The sequence below is a fragment of the Pelagimonas varians genome (assembly GCF_003208435.1).
GTDB classification, from domain to species: Bacteria; Pseudomonadota; Alphaproteobacteria; order Rhodobacterales; family Rhodobacteraceae; genus Pelagimonas; species Pelagimonas varians.
Genome location: NZ_QKMF01000007.1, coordinates 157949 through 176304 on the forward strand (window position 1 = coordinate 157949; position 18356 = coordinate 176304).

General features: G+C 54.0%; 19 protein-coding genes and 1 tRNA gene. 14 read left to right on the top strand and 6 right to left on the bottom strand.

Translation table 11 applies throughout. The annotated features are described in order from the left end of the window. Positions 1 to 10 precede the first annotated feature (10 nt). The gene (locus C8N36_RS11620; RefSeq protein ID WP_097804538.1) at positions 11 to 868 is read left to right on the top strand and encodes a hypothetical protein; all 858 of its coding nucleotides are present in this window, start codon (positions 11 to 13) and stop codon (positions 866 to 868) included. A gap of 191 nt (positions 869 to 1059) precedes the next feature. On the opposite strand, the gene C8N36_RS11625 is transcribed toward C8N36_RS11620, so the two are convergent. Beyond that, positions 1060 to 1989: a hypothetical protein gene (locus C8N36_RS11625; protein WP_141468039.1), complete on the bottom strand. Its 930-nt coding sequence runs from the start codon at positions 1987 to 1989 to the stop codon at positions 1060 to 1062. A 1069-nt stretch (positions 1990 to 3058) separates the two neighbouring features. Here C8N36_RS11625 and C8N36_RS11630 point away from each other — a divergent pair. From C8N36_RS11630 to C8N36_RS11640, 4 genes are read left to right on the top strand one after another with little or no spacing between them, the layout of a single operon-like run. Continuing rightward, entirely contained in the window at positions 3059 to 3409 is a 351-nt protein-coding gene (locus tag C8N36_RS11630; RefSeq protein WP_097804535.1) for a helix-turn-helix domain-containing protein, read from the top strand. Further along, entirely contained in the window at positions 3406 to 3564 is a 159-nt protein-coding gene (locus tag C8N36_RS24165; RefSeq protein WP_170125863.1) for a hypothetical protein, read from the top strand. Before C8N36_RS11630 ends, C8N36_RS24165 begins: the two co-directional genes overlap by 4 nt. Further along, positions 3549 to 3881, top strand: coding sequence for a DUF4031 domain-containing protein (locus tag C8N36_RS11635; protein WP_211318240.1), 333 nt, complete (start codon positions 3549 to 3551; stop codon positions 3879 to 3881). Before C8N36_RS24165 ends, C8N36_RS11635 begins: the two co-directional genes overlap by 16 nt. Further along, complete coding sequence (locus C8N36_RS11640; RefSeq protein ID WP_097804534.1) at positions 3872 to 4096, top strand: hypothetical protein; 225 nt, start codon at positions 3872 to 3874, stop codon at positions 4094 to 4096. Before C8N36_RS11635 ends, C8N36_RS11640 begins: the two co-directional genes overlap by 10 nt. Here the strand turns inward: C8N36_RS11640 and C8N36_RS11645 are convergent. Beyond that, complete coding sequence (locus C8N36_RS11645; protein ID WP_097804533.1) at positions 4080 to 5042, bottom strand: tyrosine-type recombinase/integrase; 963 nt, start codon at positions 5040 to 5042, stop codon at positions 4080 to 4082. The two genes, C8N36_RS11640 and C8N36_RS11645, sit on opposite strands and share 17 nt — an antisense overlap. 140 nt (positions 5043 to 5182) lie before the next feature. Then, positions 5183 to 5269 (bottom strand) — tRNA-Leu (locus C8N36_RS11650). 210 nt (positions 5270 to 5479) lie between these two features. On the opposite strand from C8N36_RS11650, the gene C8N36_RS11655 reads away from it, so the two are divergent. Next, entirely contained in the window at positions 5480 to 5728 is a 249-nt protein-coding gene (locus C8N36_RS11655) for a hypothetical protein (protein WP_097804532.1), read from the top strand. Between the two features lie 80 nt (positions 5729 to 5808). Further along, positions 5809 to 6513, top strand: coding sequence for a lipoyl(octanoyl) transferase LipB (gene lipB / locus C8N36_RS11660; RefSeq protein WP_097804531.1), 705 nt, complete (start codon positions 5809 to 5811; stop codon positions 6511 to 6513). A 52-nt stretch (positions 6514 to 6565) separates the two neighbouring features. Here lipB and C8N36_RS11665 read toward each other — a convergent pair whose 3' ends face one another. Beyond that, the gene (locus tag C8N36_RS11665) at positions 6566 to 6781 is read right to left on the bottom strand and encodes a hypothetical protein (protein WP_097804530.1); all 216 of its coding nucleotides are present in this window, start codon (positions 6779 to 6781) and stop codon (positions 6566 to 6568) included. Between the two features lie 391 nt (positions 6782 to 7172). Here C8N36_RS11665 and ctaD point away from each other — a divergent pair, with 391 nt between their 5' ends. From ctaD to C8N36_RS11695, 5 genes are all read left to right on the top strand, one after another. Next, the gene (ctaD, locus tag C8N36_RS11675) at positions 7173 to 8846 is read left to right on the top strand and encodes a cytochrome c oxidase subunit I (protein WP_097804528.1); all 1674 of its coding nucleotides are present in this window, start codon (positions 7173 to 7175) and stop codon (positions 8844 to 8846) included. A gap of 390 nt (positions 8847 to 9236) precedes the next feature. Then, positions 9237 to 11648, top strand: coding sequence for an EAL domain-containing protein (locus C8N36_RS11680; protein ID WP_245910796.1), 2412 nt, complete (start codon positions 9237 to 9239; stop codon positions 11646 to 11648). Between the two features lie 145 nt (positions 11649 to 11793). Further along, complete coding sequence (locus C8N36_RS11685) at positions 11794 to 12360, top strand: hypothetical protein (RefSeq protein WP_097804527.1); 567 nt, start codon at positions 11794 to 11796, stop codon at positions 12358 to 12360. Between the two features lie 32 nt (positions 12361 to 12392). Beyond that, on the top strand, positions 12393 to 12932 hold the full coding sequence (locus tag C8N36_RS11690; RefSeq protein WP_306456913.1) for a DUF2244 domain-containing protein: 540 nt from the start codon (positions 12393 to 12395) through the stop codon (positions 12930 to 12932). A 15-nt stretch (positions 12933 to 12947) separates the two neighbouring features. Beyond that, positions 12948 to 13856 (top strand): hypothetical protein, encoded by a 909-nt coding sequence (locus tag C8N36_RS11695; RefSeq protein ID WP_097804525.1) that lies wholly within the window; start codon positions 12948 to 12950, stop codon positions 13854 to 13856. A 9-nt stretch (positions 13857 to 13865) separates the two neighbouring features. On the opposite strand, the gene C8N36_RS11700 is transcribed toward C8N36_RS11695, so the two are convergent. Next, positions 13866 to 14330, bottom strand: a complete 465-nt coding sequence (locus C8N36_RS11700; protein WP_097804524.1) for a GatB/YqeY domain-containing protein — start codon at positions 14328 to 14330, stop codon at positions 13866 to 13868. Positions 14331 to 14515: 185 nt separating this feature from the next. Between C8N36_RS11700 and carA the strand changes: the two genes are divergently transcribed. Continuing rightward, complete coding sequence (gene carA / locus C8N36_RS11705; protein ID WP_097804523.1) at positions 14516 to 15661, top strand: glutamine-hydrolyzing carbamoyl-phosphate synthase small subunit; 1146 nt, start codon at positions 14516 to 14518, stop codon at positions 15659 to 15661. Positions 15662 to 15734: 73 nt separating this feature from the next. Then, the gene (locus C8N36_RS11710) at positions 15735 to 17618 is read left to right on the top strand and encodes a glycosyltransferase (protein ID WP_097804522.1); all 1884 of its coding nucleotides are present in this window, start codon (positions 15735 to 15737) and stop codon (positions 17616 to 17618) included. Between the two features lie 3 nt (positions 17619 to 17621). Here C8N36_RS11710 and C8N36_RS11715 read toward each other — a convergent pair whose 3' ends face one another. Further along, positions 17622 to 18266: a GntR family transcriptional regulator gene (locus tag C8N36_RS11715; RefSeq protein ID WP_097804521.1), complete on the bottom strand. Its 645-nt coding sequence runs from the start codon at positions 18264 to 18266 to the stop codon at positions 17622 to 17624. Positions 18267 to 18356 lie beyond the last annotated feature (90 nt).

Here is an 18356-nt window from a genome sequence, read left to right on the forward strand (position 1 = left end):
GTATTGCACGATGAGGAAGACACCGCTCGCGGCCCGTTTTACGAAGCAGCTCATTCGCGTGAACGACCAGATTTGCTTCGCCGCTCTACAGCAGTGGGATTCAGCGAAACGACTCGAGACTTTTGCGAAGGACCACCCGGAGATTTTCTCAACGGAAATTTTCGACAACAATCCTTACGCGAAAGCGATACATCGACGAGCTCAGGAACTTCCCGCGCTTTCGCGTGATGCTCAGATAGTCGCTCTTCAGACCGGCGTCGTTGCATCTGTCGAACATGTTCTTGCTTATATCCAGGACGTGCAAGATCTCCGTCAAGATCTGGTTGCCGAAAAAGGAGAAACTATTCGCGAAGATGCGGATGAAGAACAATTGCGTCGAAAGATTGAACGGTGGCAAAGTAAGCCTCCTGCCATCAACTATTTTCGCACTTTGGGCTATTTTCGGTATTTGCGAAACCATTACGCGCACGTTAACGATAAACCTACTCATGCATTCGAGACCTATGTCAGATCCTATGGCACACCGCTGAATTCCTTCTGGGATAACGGGGTGACCGGCCTCCACGGGGTAGAGTTCAAGTCCCTCCCAACCACCGACCTTACACCGGAGCTTGGCTTTGGGATCATGAACCTCCTACGTGTTTGCCTGCGTCAGATAGACGAAATGGTTGCTGAATCCCTATCTCTTTCTGACACAGTGCGGTGGGCCGTCATGCAAATCCGATTGGAGCGAAATAACCAAGATCTAACGCGTCCTCGGCTCGTTTCCAAAGTGACTACTCGTGTGAAAATGGATTGGGGCCTCGAGTGCGATGCGTTTCAAATAGAAGACGCTGTCGAGAAGGTTCTCACCGACCTCGAAACTTAGATAACGGCAGGAAAGAGCCCATTCCTACGAAATCGCCGCTCTATGTCGAATGTCCAGTCTTCGGACGAGGTCAAAAAAGGTGACAAAATCAAACTGGGTTTATCCAAGGGTTTATGGCTGGCTGTTTTGACCCGAGGTTAATGGCCGGAATGCGGACAATGCGGGTGATTGGGGTTTCTGTTCGTTTGGCATCAAAGGGCACCAAGCAATCTCTTCACAGCTTCTATCACGGCTTCGAGTTTCTCTGGGTTGAGCGCGAGGTAGCCCGTTCCGACCGTGGGGACTGCCCACTTAATCGCGGTATCGACGATCATATCGCCTTTCTTCAGACACCAAGCGAAGCCTTTTTTGAAGGCCATGACCAGCGCCTCGATGATCTTTTGAAGGCGTATTGGGTCAGGATCGTCTTTGGCGATTTCGTCTTTGAGGTCTTCCAATGGCTGCCGAACGATACCCAGTTCCTGCGCGATAGGCCCATCGTGAAGGCGTTCGGGCGGCATGTTGCCACCAATGCCGTGCCGGTTGACAGTGGCGCGGCGCAGTTCAGCCTCAAGCTCTTCAACGCGCTTCTCAAGGTCGAATTTGGCACGGATCTTCGCAATTTCCTCGGCTACGGCCTCGGGTCCGATTTCCCAGATTGCGTCGTCGATTAGAGCCACCCGCCGCTGCAAATCCCAAGACATTGGCTGCCCGTCCAACATTCCAGAGTACCACTCGAGAAAGAAATTAAGGAAATCTCCCCACTGCTCGTTTTGGCTCGAACGGTACGCTGTCAATTTGTCGTAGCTGGTTGCCAAAGTTACCGGCATAGACGCGCTCAGCCAAAGCGGTTGCTGAAACAACTGTGCGGGAGGACCATTTTCAAGGAACCTGGCGTCCGATTCTGCTTGGCGGTAGGCGAGTTCGCTCCAATCCACCATCTCTTTGTCCGCCTCATCGTCGTCATCGTAGCCCGCAGCTCGCAACAGCACAGATGAGCTCAACACACCCGCTGCGATTTCCGGGTTGTTTTCGCCAAGAGCGGAGTAATGTGCAGAGAATACGGCGTCAGCGAATGCTGACCACGTATCCGCCGCCGTTGAGTAGAAGGCGGAATTAAGGAAATCTTCTTCTCCATCCAAAACCTCCGCCGCTGCAACGGTGGAGATTATTAAAGACCGGAAAACACGCCACAAAAGCTTGGAAATCTCATTTACGCTTTCATCACCCAACCTTGGAAGAGCCCGCAACGCTGCACGTGCCGAAAACGCAACCGATGCCGGGTGCGATTGGGTTTTCAGCCACGCTCTTGCGCTGTCCTCATCCGATATTGCCACCTTCGCGTTCCTCCAAAAAAAACACACCGCCGTCATGGGCTTAACCAGTTCAATAATTTATTGATAGCAAATGCGTAGTTCGGGTCATAGAGGGTAGCAACGGTTTGATAAGACGCTCTATTCGAGTTTAAGGTTATCAGCAGATCATGAGCACTGACAGACAAAGGCAATCTTCTCTACCCTCGATGACTTCTGGTAGTTTTGTTCAAAGAATTTAGAAACTGGGAAAGAACCACCGTTTTTTGACCATACGTTCGATAGCAGGCATTGCTGTTGCGGATGTGGACGGCGGCTTCGTCCGCCTTGTGGTCCTCGGTGCAACAAGCAGCGAACGGCAGCTCTCCGCCCGTTCCATGCCCGGCAGTCTACACAACCCTTCCGGCGCAGAACTTTCGGGTTCAAGTAACGCAAGCGGTTTGAAGCGGCAATTAATTGCGATTATCGCAATTTTGAGGTTGCGTACAAGTTGCGAATATCGCAATGTTCTACCTGAGCACCGTAATCCTTTCGGCATTGCGCGGTTCAAATGGGAGATCGACATGCAACACCCCCACCACCCCAGCGGACGTCCCTCGACTTACATTCCGAAACACATCCGCCCCTGGCTAATCGCCCCGACCACCGGCCCACTGCCGCCACGTGTCCTAATGCAGGACGCATGGCTACGAGCAAAAGAACGACAGCTATTGGAAGATGGAACATCGGCTTGCATCCAGCACGATCGGATGGACCGGCTTTCGGGTATGATCAACGGCACACCAATGGATCGAGCCGGATCGGCTGAGATCCACCACCTTTCCAGTCGCCGCAATCTCCTTTGCCAGAAGTTCGGCTTTCAGTCCCTCCCTACGACTGGTCCGAAGTGCGGTGACCAATGACCCACCCGGCTGACATCCATGTTGGAAAACGTATCCGCCACCAGCGTTGGCTCAAAGGGATCACCCAGCAGCAGCTGGCCGAGACTGTTGGCATCAAGTTCCAGCAAATTCAGAAATACGAAACCGGCGCGAACCGTGTCAGCGCATCCCGCCTTTGGGACATTGCAGCGACGTTGGAGAAACCCGTCGCCTATTTCTTTGAAGGCATTGAAAACGGCGCTGCGCCCAACACGGACGTGTTCAACAAAGACGAAGCTTTGCTAGTCGCAGATTTCCGCCGGCTCGCGAAGCATCAGCAAACCGCTTTACGCAATGTTCAATTAGCAATGCTGGAGGTTTCATTTTGACCCGGTTCAGATTGAGCCTATGCGGGTTGTTCACTCTGGCGATCTTGATCGGAAGCGGGGCGCTGACTTTCATCGCCCTCCCCTACGCAATCTGGAAATTGACAGTTTGGGTGGACGCAACCAACGACAGCTTTGGCCCATGGTGGCCGCTGTGAGCGTTTATGTCGACAAACCGCAGCACCGACTAGGCCGCATGGTCATGTGCCACATGCTGGCCGATAGCATGGCCGAACTGCTCACGATGGCAGACACGATCGACATCGATAGAAAATGGTTCCAACCCCAAAGCCACCCGCATTTTGACATTTGTAAATCCAAACGCGTCTTGGCTGTTAAAGCCGGCGCGATCGAAGTCGACCGTCGCGCCCTCGTCGAGGTCAAACAGCGCTACCGAACAAAATGGTTCGCCGACCTGGGCGAACGCACTGCAGTTGAAGCGGCATCACAAATGGGAGATCGATCATGCAGATGATCGCAGTAGACGCAGCAGCCCTCGATCGGCTTCATGACAAGATTGATCGCTTGGAACAAAAACTAGATGCAGCGCACATCACCCCGCCCCCAAAGTGGATCACTGTGGCTGAATACGCCAAACGGGTTGGAAAAACCGAAGGGACCGTCCGGCGCTGGATCAGAGAAGGGTCTCTGGAACGCAAGGACAAGCTAGTGGCTAACCCAGACGCTTAGCCAAGGATTCCGCACTCTCATTATAATAGACCATCAGCATTTTAAGATCGGTATGCCCGACCATTCGGGCAAGTTCCAAAACTTCCAGTTTCTTCGCCAATGCCGTGATCGCCGCATGCCGGCTGTCATGGAACGTCAACCCAACCACACCAGCTCGATCGCGCGTCTTTCGAAACAAGGCATCGAGCTGGCGAGGTTCCAACCCAAACACTCTCTCATTCTTGGGCAACGCTTCCAATAGCGAAACGGCTTGAGAGGACAAAGGCACATCTCGGGGACGGCCGTTTTTGGTTTGCTTTAGATGAGCGACGCGTCGGTCCAGGTCAACACAATCCCATGTGAGGTTGCAAATCTCTCCTGCCCGCATTGCCGTCGCAACGGCAAATCGAAACGCATGATAGGCCCGAGCTGTCGCCTTGGTCAGATCATCGCCAGCGCAATAATGCATGCGCTCGATTTCATCCTCGGTCGGAAGTCTATCGCGCGGCGCAGGTTTGGGTGGCTTGCGGACGTCGCTCAAGGGATTGCTGTTGATCATGCCCCATTCCCGACGTGCAACATTTAAGACTGAGGACATCAGCTGCATCTCACGAATAACGCTCGCGGGCGCGACTTCCTTCAATCTGCGATCACGCCAATCTGCAAAATCCTTGGCAGCGAGGTCTTCCAGCTTGATCCTTGCGATCCGGTCCTTGCTCAAGCTTTTGAGCCGGATGACCTCCCAACGCTCGCCCCTTTTAGTGGTACTAACTTCCCGCGCGTATCGATCGAAAAGACCTGCCAGCAAGGACTTTGCCGCGATTTTATCGCCATTCAGGATCTCATACTCGGTACGAGTGGCCCAATCCTTGGCCTCTTTCTGAGTCGGAAAATGTTTTGAGGTCCGGATGCCTCGCCGCGCGACCTGCGCCCGCCATCCAGTTTTGCTTTTGGTAATCGAAGCCATTTTTACGCACCGCGGGTAATCTACGCGTAATAACATGCACAAAATTACGCTCAGAGGCAATCAACGCAATGCTGTCTTGCTTAACAGGGCTTTGTTTTTAAGGGGTTTTCGTTCACTTGAACGCATCGACGTTCAGTAAATGGTGCGGTCGAGAGGACTCGAACCTCCACGGGTGTTACCCCACAGCGACCTCAACGCTGCGCGTCTACCAATTCCGCCACGACCGCACTTGTACCTGGCTTGGTAGAGCGCTCTCTAACGAAGCACACCGCCGATGTGAAGGGGTAAAATCACTGTATTTCAAATTCACCGCTCGGGACTGCAAAAAACATTCTGTCTTCCCTTTGCCTTTATAGGCATCAGCTTTTGTCCTGCATCATATTCCAAAAGCGATACCCATGCTAGATTCACCACGTTTACATAGGAGGAGACACACGATGAAACGTCTAAAAACCGCGATTTTGGCTGCTGGCCTCACATTGGCAGCGGGGGCCTGCGCCGCAGAACAACAGTGCTGGGTAGGTGCAAAGTACGACGATCATTCACAATGGAATATCGCCTGTTCGCAGACTTATGGGTCTGGATCACAGATCCTTTCTACCAAGGGCTATGCAAATATCCTGTTTGGTCCAGCGACATGGGATCAATGCAAAGCTTGGGCAGACAAGAACATGGCCCAAGGCTGATTCCCTGCGTTTAACCTGTCGTTCACTTTACCAGTTCGCGATATAGCAAATCCCCTGCCCTTGCCTTATGTCCATCTGTAGTGACATCGGCAAAAGGCGCGGACATGGTAGAGTGGCGGATCAGCGATGGGTTGACCTCATATGAGGACGCTCTTGAATTCATGGAAACCCGTGCCGCTGGAATAGCATCAGGTGAGGCCGAAGAATGCATCTGGTTGCTGGAACATCCGCCACTTTACACGGGCGGAACCAGCGCAAAGATCGAAGATCTGAAGGATCCTGACCGGTTTCCTGTCTACCCCAGCAAACGCGGGGGCCAATATACCTATCACGGGCCCGGACAGCGGGTGGCCTATGTCATGCTGGATGTGTCAAAACGCGGCAAGGATGTGCGGTGCTTTGTACGTGATCTTGAGGCTTGGGTGATCAAGGCCTTGGCGACCTTTAATCTGACCGGTCATATTCGTGATGGACGGGTCGGCGTTTGGATCGAACGTCCCGATCAGCCCAAGACAGCCTCCGGTGCGATGGCCGAGGACAAGATCGCAGCCATCGGTATACGGCTGCGCAAATGGGTCAGCTTTCACGGGATTTCAATCAATGTGGAACCAGACCTGAGCCATTTTGAGGGCATCGTCCCATGTGGCATCACAGATTATGGTGTCACGTCCTTGGTCGATCTGGGTTTACCTGTGACATTGGATGATGTTGATGTCGCGCTTCGGCACAGCTTTGAAGAGGTGTTCGGCCACGCGACCAAGCAAAGCGACTGCGCAAGCCAGTGACACTTTCCGCGCATGCATCTGCGCACATATTGAAAGAGGCTTCGGCCTGTGTTCAGCGCCTCTGGCCAAAGACGTGGAACAGTATTTCCTCGCGGCGCAGCCCTTTTGCGGCCAGTTCAGCATCCGACAATGCCCGCAACTCGGTTACATCGGCGGCCAGCCGGCGCTGGCGTGCGTCAAACGGCGTCTCGAATACACGTGTAAAAAAGGCAGACAGGCTTTCGCGTAGACCTGACGTATGTTCAAAACTTGGATCAAAATAAGCCATGTCGATTTCCCCCGAGTGGCCCTGAATATGGGCCGTGTTTGGCAACTGGGTTTTTTCTAGGGTCAATCGTCTGGATCCGACAGTCAGGAATACCACACGTCAGGTATTCCTGACCTACGCCAGCCCCCTCGGCCTGAAATGCCTGCCCGTCCTTTCTACCCCCAAACCGCTGCGCAATAATTGAGCGGTCGGCGGTGCAAAATCCGCTGCCCCAAACGGCAAAAACCGACTTTTTCCGGTTTGCGGCGTCAGGGTGCGACAAAATTGTTTGATCTGCGTCAAATACCTCCATTGCCGCCGAAAAGATCACCTTCTAAAACATGAATAGAATTTACGGGCGCGATGGGATTCTCTTCGCGCCCGCACTGTTGGGACAAAAGGGAGGCACGATATGGCAGACGCCGCCATTCACGGCCACGAGCATGAGGACAACCGGGGTTTCTTTACCCGTTGGTTTATGTCCACGAACCATAAAGACATCGGTATTTTGTACCTGATCGTCTCGGCCCTTGTGGGTCTGGTTTCAGTAATTTTCACCGTTTACATGCGCATGGAGCTCATGGAGCCCGGTGTGCAGTACATGTGTATGGAAGGTTGGCGTTTGACCGCTGCCGCCGTTGCAGATTGTACGCCAAACGGTCACTTGTGGAACGTGATGATCACGGGCCACGGCATCTTGATGATGTTCTTTGTTGTTATTCCGGCGCTTTTCGGCGGTTTTGGCAACTATTTCATGCCGTTGCAGATTGGTGCTCCGGACATGGCATTCCCGCGTATGAACAACCTGTCGTTCTGGCTTTATGTGGCCGGTACAACACTGGCTGTTTGCTCGGTGTTTTCGCCCGGTGGTAACGGCCAGCTTGGGTCCGGTGTTGGTTGGGTTCTTTATCCGCCGCTCTCGACCAATGAAGGCGGCTATTCGATGGATCTGGCGATCTTTGCGGTTCACGTTTCGGGTGCGAGCTCGATCCTTGGCGCGATTAACATGATCACCACATTCTTGAACATGCGTGCCCCCGGCATGACCCTGTTCAAAGTGCCGCTGTTCAGCTGGTCGATCTTTGTCACATCCTGGTTGATCTTGTTGTCTTTGCCTGTTCTGGCCGGCGCGATCACTATGTTGCTGACCGACCGTAACTTTGGCACCACCTTCTTTGATCCGTCAGGCGGCGGTGATCCCATCTTGTACCAGCACATCTTGTGGTTCTTCGGTCACCCCGAAGTTTACATCGTGATCCTGCCGGGCTTTGGTATCATTTCCCACGTCATCGCAACCTTCTCGCGCAAGCCGGTCTTTGGCTACCTGCCAATGGTATGGGCGATCATCGCGATTGGTGCATTGGGCTTTGTTGTGTGGGCGCACCACATGTACACAGTCGGGATGAGCCTGCAGCAGCAGTCCTACTTCATGCTGGCAACGATGGTCATTGCGGTGCCAACCGGGGTCAAGGTCTTCTCTTGGATTGCCACAATGTGGGGCGGTTCGCTTGAATTCAAAACACCCATGATGTTTGCCTTGGGCTTCCTGGTTCTGTTCACCATTGGTGGCGTAACCGGTGTTGTCCTGTCGCAAGCTGGTGTCGACCGTGCATACCACGACACATACTATGTGGTTGCTCACTTCCACTATGTGATGTCGCTGGGTGCGGTATTCGCGATCTTCTCTGGGGTTTACTTCTACTTCCCCAAGATGGCGGGCCGGATGTACAACGAAACACTGGGGCACATTCATTTCTGGATGTTCTTCATCGGTGCAAACCTGACCTTCTTCCCACAGCACTTCTTGGGTCGTCAGGGTATGCCACGTCGTTACATCGATTACCCCGAAGCGTTTGCATCCTATAACTACATCTCTTCTTTGGGCGCATTCTTGTCGTTTGCATCATTCCTCTTGTTCTTCGCGATCATCATTATGGCCCTGCGTTCGGGTGCCAAAGTGACCGAGAACAATCCTTGGAACGAGTATGCAGATACTCTGGAATGGACCCTGCCTTCGCCGCCGCCAGAGCACACGTTCGAGCAGCTGCCAAAGCAAGAAGACTGGGACAAAGCTCCGTCTCACTAGACGGTTTGATCCAAACCAAGGAAAAAGGCCTCGCATTTGCGGGGCCTTTTTTATTGCCTCATCGGTACTCGGCGCCCGGATTGCGTGGCGCGTCCTGCGCCCTGCTCCGCCTCAACACGCATGTGGGTTGCCTTAGCCAGTCGGCACGAGACCCGAGTGCCCCCCAAACGGAAATGAGTCGAAGTCTCCTAGTTCGGGACATTTACCGAACCATCCGAAACCAGAAAGTTAGTTCAAGTTAATTTCATGTAAATGTTTGGTTAACGTCGCTACTCTACAATCAAGTGAGTTGGTTCGGAGGTGCCGTTGAGTTTTGAAACTCTGAAAAATAAATACATGGCGCTTTCAAGAGATGCGATCATGGTCAGGCAGGTGCCGTCGGTTTCTTGCATGCCACGCATTATTTATATCAATCAATCATTTACCGATCTTTTTGGCTTTAACTTTGACGATGTCGCAAGCCACACTTCATTTCGCTTGTTAAATTCCAGCTCGCTAAAAGACTCTGTTGAGGGAGGCGAATTCACCTCTCCCCCCGCCGACCAACACACAGAAATTACGCAGAAAAATGGCACCCGAATTTGGGTCAACACCTCAGACATCATCGTCGAGAATGAAGACGGTGAAGGCCATCTTGTTTGCACCACGTTTCGAATTTCATCAAAGCCGGATCAAACCGGCTGTACCGCCATGGCCGCCACACCAATGCCGGAACCACCAGCCTTGTCACAGGATCGCTTGCTTGCGGCCCTCAACGCATACCCTGATCCGATCGTTATCTATGGCCCTGACTTGCGGCTTGTCAGCTGGAATCATGGGTACTCCTTGTCGGTCACGGATACGCCCACAGACCTTGAAGCGGGGATGCATCTGGAGGAGGTTCTGTATTTAGCCGTTAAAAACGGTCGCTATCCTGATGCCATTGGTCATGAAAAGGCCTGGGTTGATGCCATTTTGACTCCCGAAACCTTGGGCAAATCGTATCAAGACGTCGAACTGGATGGCGATATCCATCACCGGCTGCTCAGATCAAGGTCCACCAATGGTGACTATGTCGTGGTCCGCCTGAACTCGACCGAGTTCGTCCGGCAAAAGCGACAGGCCGAAGCAGTGCAATCAAGGTTGATTGCCGCCCTGAACGCCTACCCTTCCCCCTTTGTCATATACGATTCCGACGATTGCCTTGTTGTCTGGAACGACGCCTATCGCCGCTCGATGACCGACGACCCAGACGGGCTACGCCCAGGAATCCACCGAATGGAAGTGGCGCGCGTTGCGATTAAAGCCGGTAAGATTGTCAATGCGAGGGGCCACGAAGATGAATGGTTGTCAGATAAACATCAAAAGGAAGACATGGCCAAAACCGTCCAAGACATCGAACTTGACGGGGACATCCACCATCGCCTGCTCAGATCCCGGGTCGAGAATGGCGATCTGGTTATTGTTCGGCTGGATACGACCGAACTGGTCCGTCAACGCCGGGCGGTCGAGCAATATGCGCATAAGCTGGAACAGGCAAACCGCGAAACCACCTATGCTGCGCATCACGATGACCTGACCGGTCTGGGCAACCGCAGGCTGCTCAAAATCAAACTTGAAGACCTCGCACAGCGGCGCACCGAAGACGGAGGAGAGATCGCGGCGCTGCACATCGATCTCGACCGGTTTAAGAAAATCAACGACACAATGGGCCATTCCGCGGGCGATCAAGTCTTGCTCGACACGTCCAAACGCATTCAAAGCCATGTCGATCCTGATGATTTCGTTGCCCGCATCGGCGGCGACGAGTTTATTGTTTTGCTGTATGCCCACCAAAACAGCCCGAGGCCCATTCAGTTGGCCAATACCCTTTTGAGTGAACTGTCTCGCCCCATACCTTATCAGGGTAAAGAATGCCGGATTGGCGCGTCGATTGGCGTTGCAACAACGCCTCTGGTCGCAGTTGACCAGCTTTTGATCACCTCGGACATCGCCCTGTACAAAGCCAAACATCGCGGGCGGGGACAGATCGGCGTTTATGACTCTGTGGATCGATTGAAAGGTCAGCGCAACAAGGCCATGGCGGATGATATCATGCGGGGGATGGCTGAGAACGAATTTGTCCCATTCTACCTGCCACAAACAGATGCCCGCACCGGCCAGCTAGTCGCCATCGAAATCCTTGCGAGGTGGCTACATCCGGAGAAAGGAGTCTTGGAGACAACCGCATTTTTGCCTGTTGTCGAACACCTGAATATTGCCGCGGATCTGGACCGGATGATATTTGAAAAGGCCATGCAGGAATGTAAACACGCTTTTGGCGGCATGAAAGCCCCACCCGCCCTATCGTTCAATGTCAGCACCAAGCGGATAATGGATGATGATCTTCTCTCAATACGCGAACATGTTTTATCTTATGCTGGTCAGATCAGCTTTGAGTTTCTTGAATCGGTTCTGTTTGAAGAAGAGGACCCCCAGCTCCTCGGTCGTCTCAAACGCCTAAGGGACATAGGCATTGCCATTGAGGTCGATGATTTTGGCAGTGGACGGGCCTCGGTGGTTGCGTTGCAGCGCATAAGCCCTGACCGTTTAAAAATTGAACCCGGTCTGGTTGCCCAAGTCACAAAAAGTGAGGGTGTGGTCCGCTTGCTGCGCTCGATTGTGCAGATCGGCCAGTCTTTGCAAATGGGGGTGACGGCCGAAGCTGTTGAAACCCTTGAACAAGCCAGGATTTTGACCGATCTCGGATGCGACCGCTTGCAAGGTCATTATTTTGCTCCGCCAATGCGCCTGCCGGAGTTGCTGCGATACATGTCCGAGTAACGTGCCAGACACTGGAAACAGCGTGGCAGGCAGGAAAACGAGCGACGAGCCAACTCCAGATACAAAGAATCCGGATGTGCGAGGTGCCCCTTGCGAGAGTCCTCACAAAAGACAATGATACCGCAAACTTAACCAAGGGTTTGTGATGTCATTTTCCTTTCCAGCAAAATCTGCGGTGCTGGCCGCCAGCGCCGTTCTAATTTCAGCCTGCTCCCCGGACAAAGCCGGACGTATCCTTGCGCCGGAAAAATACGGGCTGACCTGCGTCAGCCAAACCGTTTGTCTGGATGATACCAGCCGCAAGACGGAAGCCCAGCAGCTCTACGCACAGGCCTCGCGCTCAATCCAAGCCGATCTAGCACCGTTCAAAGCGCCCCCTCGTGTATTGTTTTGCAGCACCAAAGCGTGCTCCGACCAGTTTGGCGAAGATGATAACCAAGCACTAACACTGGGCACCTATGGTATTTTGATCCGTGAAGACGGTTGGCACGGCTATACAGTGCGCCATGAAATGATCCACCACCTGCAGAACGAACGCTTTGGCGTCCGCGAAGCCAGCTATAACCTGCCAAAATGGTACATCGAAGGCATGGGCTATGCCCTGAGTGGCGACCCGCGCAACCCGTTACCAAGGCCTGAGCTGCAGCGCTACAAAGACAAATACAACGCCTGGATAGCAAAAGGGAATCATTGGAGCAAACCTCCGCAATAAAGCCTGCCTGGAGGGGGAGGAGACGCGGCGCTTTGTCCCTTAACATTTATGTTCAAGAGACTATTTTCAGGCTCATGCCCTACGACTGGATCACCTCCTCCCAATCGCCCCCCCGCGCAGAACTGCACCTGTGGCCGCATAACGCCCTGTCCGCGAAGGGCTTTGCAGTCATGGTTTTAGGATTTTTCAGCTTTGCCTCGATGCCGCTGGTCGCAGTCTTGGGCACCCAAGTGTTTTGGGGGCTTTTGCCATTTATTCTGCTGGCAACCGCGGCGCTGTATTACGCGTTGCGTAAGAACAACCGTGACAGGCAAACCCTTGAGGTTCTGACCATAACACCGGAAACCATTCGGCTGTGCCATTCGCCTAGGAATGCACAGCCAAAAATTTGGGAAGCCCAAACTTATTGGGTCAAACTGGCAATGCATCCCACCAGCGGGCCGGTTCCGAACTATATTACCCTCAAAGGCAATGGACGAGAGGTTGAGCTTGGTGCTTTTCTGAGCGAAGACGAACGAAAAGATCTATACGCTGATCTGAATGATCGGGTCCGCCAAATGGCCACCCTATAATGTGGAATGTAGAAAATGGCCCAAGCCCCCGCAACTTCTAAACCGCACCGCACCATGATGCGGATGGCTGCGGCGACGGGCCTAACGGATCTGATTTTGCGCCTAAATCCGGTCGAAAGTGAAATTGCCGCGCTAGAACTGCGGGCAGCCTCTTCGCACTACGTACCGCCGCAGCGCAAGCAAGTTACGTTTTTGATTCCCTTGGTCGGCCCGCATCATGTCGGGGACTGGCCCGCGGTCGTCGACCGGCTGGGCGCAACGTTGCAATGCATTTTGGAACAAAGCAATCCACATTGGAATGTCGTCGTGTGCTGTCAGGAACGCCCTGAATTGCCGGATGACCCGCGCATCACTTATTTGCCGTTTGACGATCCCGAACCGGGCAATGACAAATGGCGCAAGCTGGCTGCCCTATGTGATCACCTGCCCTATATGCAGCTGCCGCCCGGCTACGTCATGACCTTCGACGCTGATGATTTGTTGCGCCAGGGCGTGGTATCAGAAATGCTGACCCGCCAAGCGCCCGGCGGCTACTTGGTCGAAACCGGCTTGGTTATGGATGCATCAACCGGTGTGATTGCCATGGCAGGTGCCCCTACGTTGCGCGAACCTTTGCGCAAACCGTTTTGGAAACTCTGCGGGTCGTGCGCCGCACTTGCTCATGATCCCGAGATGCCGGAAAGCACGGCGTTTTTGCGGGCCATGACAGCGCATGAGCATCGCATGTTTCCCTATCTCGCGGATTTGGCCGATCACAAGCTTGCCCCCCTGTCTCAGGCAGCAGTGCTTTATGTTCTTAATCATGGAGAGAATTTTGGGGCGCGGCGTGGACGGGTCGGATTCAAAACCCGTTTTGTCGAACGCTTTGCGATTGACGATCCCGACACATTGGCCGAGATCGCCGAGGGGTTTCCCCAACCTTAAAGGCCGGAATTACCCGTTTGAGAGTTTGGTTTTCACCAAAGGACCAACAGCACCAAAATCCATTTGGCCTGTGTATTTGCCTTTGAGAATCCCCATGACCCGCCCCATGTCGCGGATTGATTCTGCACCGACTTCAGAGATGGCATCTGCCACCGCCTTTTCGATTTCAGCTTTATCCAGCGCCTTGGGTAGAAATTCACCGATCACTTCGATTTCAGCCAGCTCTCGCTCGGCCAGATCAAGGCGATTGCCCTCTTCATAGGTGCGGGCGCTTTCGCGGCGTTGCTTGACCATTTTGCCAAGGATTGCCAACACTTCCGCTTCGTCCACACCTTCATCATTGCCCTCACCACGGGCGGCAATATCGCGATCTTTGATCGCGGCACTAATCAAACGCAGTGTCGACAGCCGAGCTGTCGCTTTGTCTCGCATTGCCTGCTTTACCGCAGCCATTACTCGCGCGCGCAATTCCATGAGCGTCCCCGTCCCCTTGTTCAGCACAAGCCTGAAACCTATCCCAAGCTCTTGCACATGGCAACCACCACAAGCGCAAAGCTAACCCTTTGAAATGGAAGCATTTATCATTTCAGTTCCCCCCTTGACCCTGCCCGCCGTGCGCCGTAGTTTCCGCCCAATTTGCCCACACTCGGAGATGAGACATGTCTGCTGCCCAGACCAAGCCAACCGCATGCCTAGCGCTTGCCGACGGAACCATCTTTTGGGGGCAAGGGTTTGGTGCCACTGGCGAAACCACAGCTGAATTGTGTTTCAACACCGCAATGACCGGCTATCAGGAAATCATGACGGACCCGTCTTACGCAGGCCAGATCGTCACATTTACCTTTCCACATATTGGCAACACCGGCACCAACCCTGAAGACGATGAAACCGGCGATCCCGTCGCCGAAGGCATGGTCGTCAAGTGGATGCCCACACAAAGCGCAAGCTGGCGCGCCGTCTCAGAGCTGTCTGACTGGCTGGCAACGCGCGGGCGCATCGCAATCGGCGGTATCGACACACGGCGCTTGACCCGTGCCATTCGTCAACAAGGTGCGCCCCATGCCGCGCTGGCCCACAATCCCGATGGTGTTTTTGACATCGAAGCTTTGGTCGCCAAGGCCCGCGCCTTTTCCGGCCTGCAAGGTTTGGATTTGGCCAAAGATGTCACCTGCGCCCAAAGCTACCGCTGGGATGAAATGCGGTGGGCTTGGCCAGAAGGCTATAGCCGCCAGACCGATGCCAAACACAAGGTTGTCGCCATCGACTACGGTGCCAAACGCAACATTTTACGTTGTCTTGCTTCTGCCGGCTGCGACGTGACCGTTTTGCCGGCGTCAGCGACTTATGACGACGTGATGTCCCATAATCCGGATGGCGTCTTCTTGTCCAACGGACCGGGCGACCCCGCTGCGACCGGTAAATATGCTGTGCCTATGATCCGCAGACTGCTGGACAACACTCAGCTGCCTATCTTTGGGATTTGTCTGGGTCATCAGATGCTTGCACTGGCGCTTGGGGCTGAAACGGTAAAAATGAACCACGGCCACCACGGTGCGAACCATCCAGTTAAGGAAATCGACACCGGCAAAGTTGAAATCACCTCAATGAACCACGGGTTTGCGGTCGATGCCCAAAGCCTGCCAGAGGGTGTTGTTGAAACTCATGTGTCGTTGTTTGACGGGTCCAACTGCGGGATTAAACTGGAAGGGCGTCCGGTTTTCTCAGTACAACAGCACCCCGAAGCATCGCCGGGTCCGCAAGACAGTTATTATCTGTTCGAACGCTTTGCCTCTTCAATGTCTTGAGGCAGAACTTTAATTAACCCCCTATTAACCAACGCCATGTGACTTTAATCTATCCGTAACGAACGGTAGGATTATGAGTACGCACCCGCTGGATATAGCCGAAACCCTGCTTTTGCAGGGTGGCAGCAAGCGCGGCCAACCAATTAGCCATATTCTGTCTGAATCTGGCAAGGTTGCCCCATCGGAGATGGTAAAGGCTTTGGGCGAATCCCACCGCCTGGCGCAGCCTATCGAGAATGTCTTAACAGCCGAAGCCATACTCAGCCGCGAAGAAGTTCTTGATGCGCAGGCCCAGCACTATGGGGCCTTGGCCTTGCGGCGATCTGTGAACCCTCCGGTGGCCAAACTGGCCAATAGCCTACCAGCCAGTTTTTGTCTGGAAAAAGGCGTCTATCCTTGGATGCGCATTGGCGAAACCTTGGTCCTGGCCACTTCCCGGCCCGACCGATTTGCCGATCTTCTCAAAGAATTGCCCCCCGGCTTGGGCCCGGTGATGATGGCAGTCACGCTTGAAGGCGATATTCATGCGGAAATCGCCTTGAGACAGGGAGATTCTTTGGTGCGCCACGCCGAAAGCTGGGTTCCTGCCCAAGCCAGCTGCCGCGATCTCAGCGAGAGTACAAAAAGCGCCCGAAATCTGTCTATTGCAGCAGCACTTTTGTGCCTGACGCTCCTCTATCTTTCACCAACTATTTTCTTTTCGCTGGCGCTGGCACTGGCCTTGGGATCATTGATTATGGCCCAAGGCCTGAAGGTTGCTGCTTTTCTGGCGCTTCCCAAACAGCCGCCTGCCGGAGTGCCGAAATTACCGCCAAACCCACCAAGCGTTTCCATTCTCGTGCCTTTATACAAAGAACAAGAAATCGCCCAGACATTGGTGGCGCGGCTTTCGCGACTGACCTACCCCAAAACGCTGCTTGATGTTGTTTTGGTGTTGGAAGCCGAAGATACGACAACCTTGGCAACACTTGCCCGAACCACCCTTCCGCCATGGATCCGGACCATCCGGGTTCCCACCGGCGAAGTTACAACCAAACCAAGGGCTTTGAACTATGCCTTCGGCTTCACCCGAGGTGATATCGTCGGGATCTACGATGCAGAAGATGCCCCGGCCCCTGACCAGATCGACAAAGTTGTTGACCACTTTGCCAGCGCTCCACCGGATGTGGGCTGCCTTCAGGGGATACTGGATTTTTACAATCCGCGCGCCAACTGGCTGTCGCGGTGTTTTAGCGTTGAATATGCCAGCTGGTTCCGCATTTTGTTGCCGGGTTTGGCCCGCATGCGCTTTGCCGTCCCCTTGGGCGGCACCACGGTGTTTTTCCGGCGTTCAGTTCTGGAGCACGTCTGCGGTTGGGATGCGCATAATGTGACCGAAGACGCTGATTTGGGCATCCGTCTGGCCCGCCATGGGTATCGCACGGAACTGATCCAGACGGTGACCCGCGAAGAGGCAAACAACCGGTTCTGGCCATGGGTGCGCCAAAGGTCGCGCTGGCTCAAGGGTTATGGGATCACATGGTGGGTTCACAGCCGTAAGCCCATACAATTGTGGCGCGATTTGGGGCCAAAAAAATTCTTTGGGGTTCAACTGCTGTTTTTGACAACCTTGATTCAGTTCACGTTCGCACCAATTTTGTGGTCGTTTTGGTTACTCCTTTTGGGATTGCCGCACCCCCTGTCCGGCATCATCGAAGGGCCATTGGCACGCAGTTTGACGGCCGTGTTCCTATCCGCTGAGGCGATTACAGTCTTCATAGGGTTTGCCGCGCTGTCGCGCAGCCCACACCGATCGTTGATCCCTTGGGTTCCCACCCTGTTCGCCTATTTCCCCTTGGCCACAGTGGCAGCCTACAAAGCGGTTTGGGAAACCCTGACCAAACCATTTTATTGGGACAAAACCGAACACGGACACTCGCGGCCGGATTCGCCCGATGCCGATCTGTCACACAACTAGAGGTTAGTCCAAGCGCTGGTTGGCATCCAGTTTCAACCGCGTGACAAACGCAACCGAAATGTGATCCTTGAGCGCCATATAGGCTGCATCCTCATCGCGCCGGGCAATGGCTTCAACAATGGCGGCATGTTCGGACATCGCGACCTCGCCCCTCCCTTCTGCAGCCAAAGACGTAGTCGCCATCAAGGCCATCGACCGATGCACCAAATCCAGCTGCTGAACCAAAAACCGGTTGTGCGACGCCAAATGGATCATCTTGTGAAACCGGCGGTTTGCACGTGCCAAAGCCGTCGGATCCTTGATCAAGACCTCATCCTCTTCGACCATATCGCGCAGCACTTGCACCTCTTCTTCTGTGGCATGGCGCGCAGCCAAACGCGCCGCCAAGCCTTCCAGTTCGGTGCGCACGGCATAGAGTTCAGCCATTTGATTGTGATCCAAAGACGCGACAATCAAAGACCGCCCGTCGCGCGCCAAAAGAGACTGCGTTTCAAGACGTTGCAACGCCTCTCGGATCGGGGTGCGCGACACTCCAAACCGCTCTGCAAGCTCGCTTTCTACCAACCGATCACCCGGCCGATACAGCCCGCCATCAATCGCCTCGAGTATCAAAGTGTAGGCATCTTTGTTGGCTTTGGCTTGGCTCATGCGGTTTCTCCTAATAGTGTCGCGCCACGTTAGCCGCGCCAGCCCCCAAGTTACAAGCGCACTGCATTGCCAGAGCGCATTTCCTGTCAT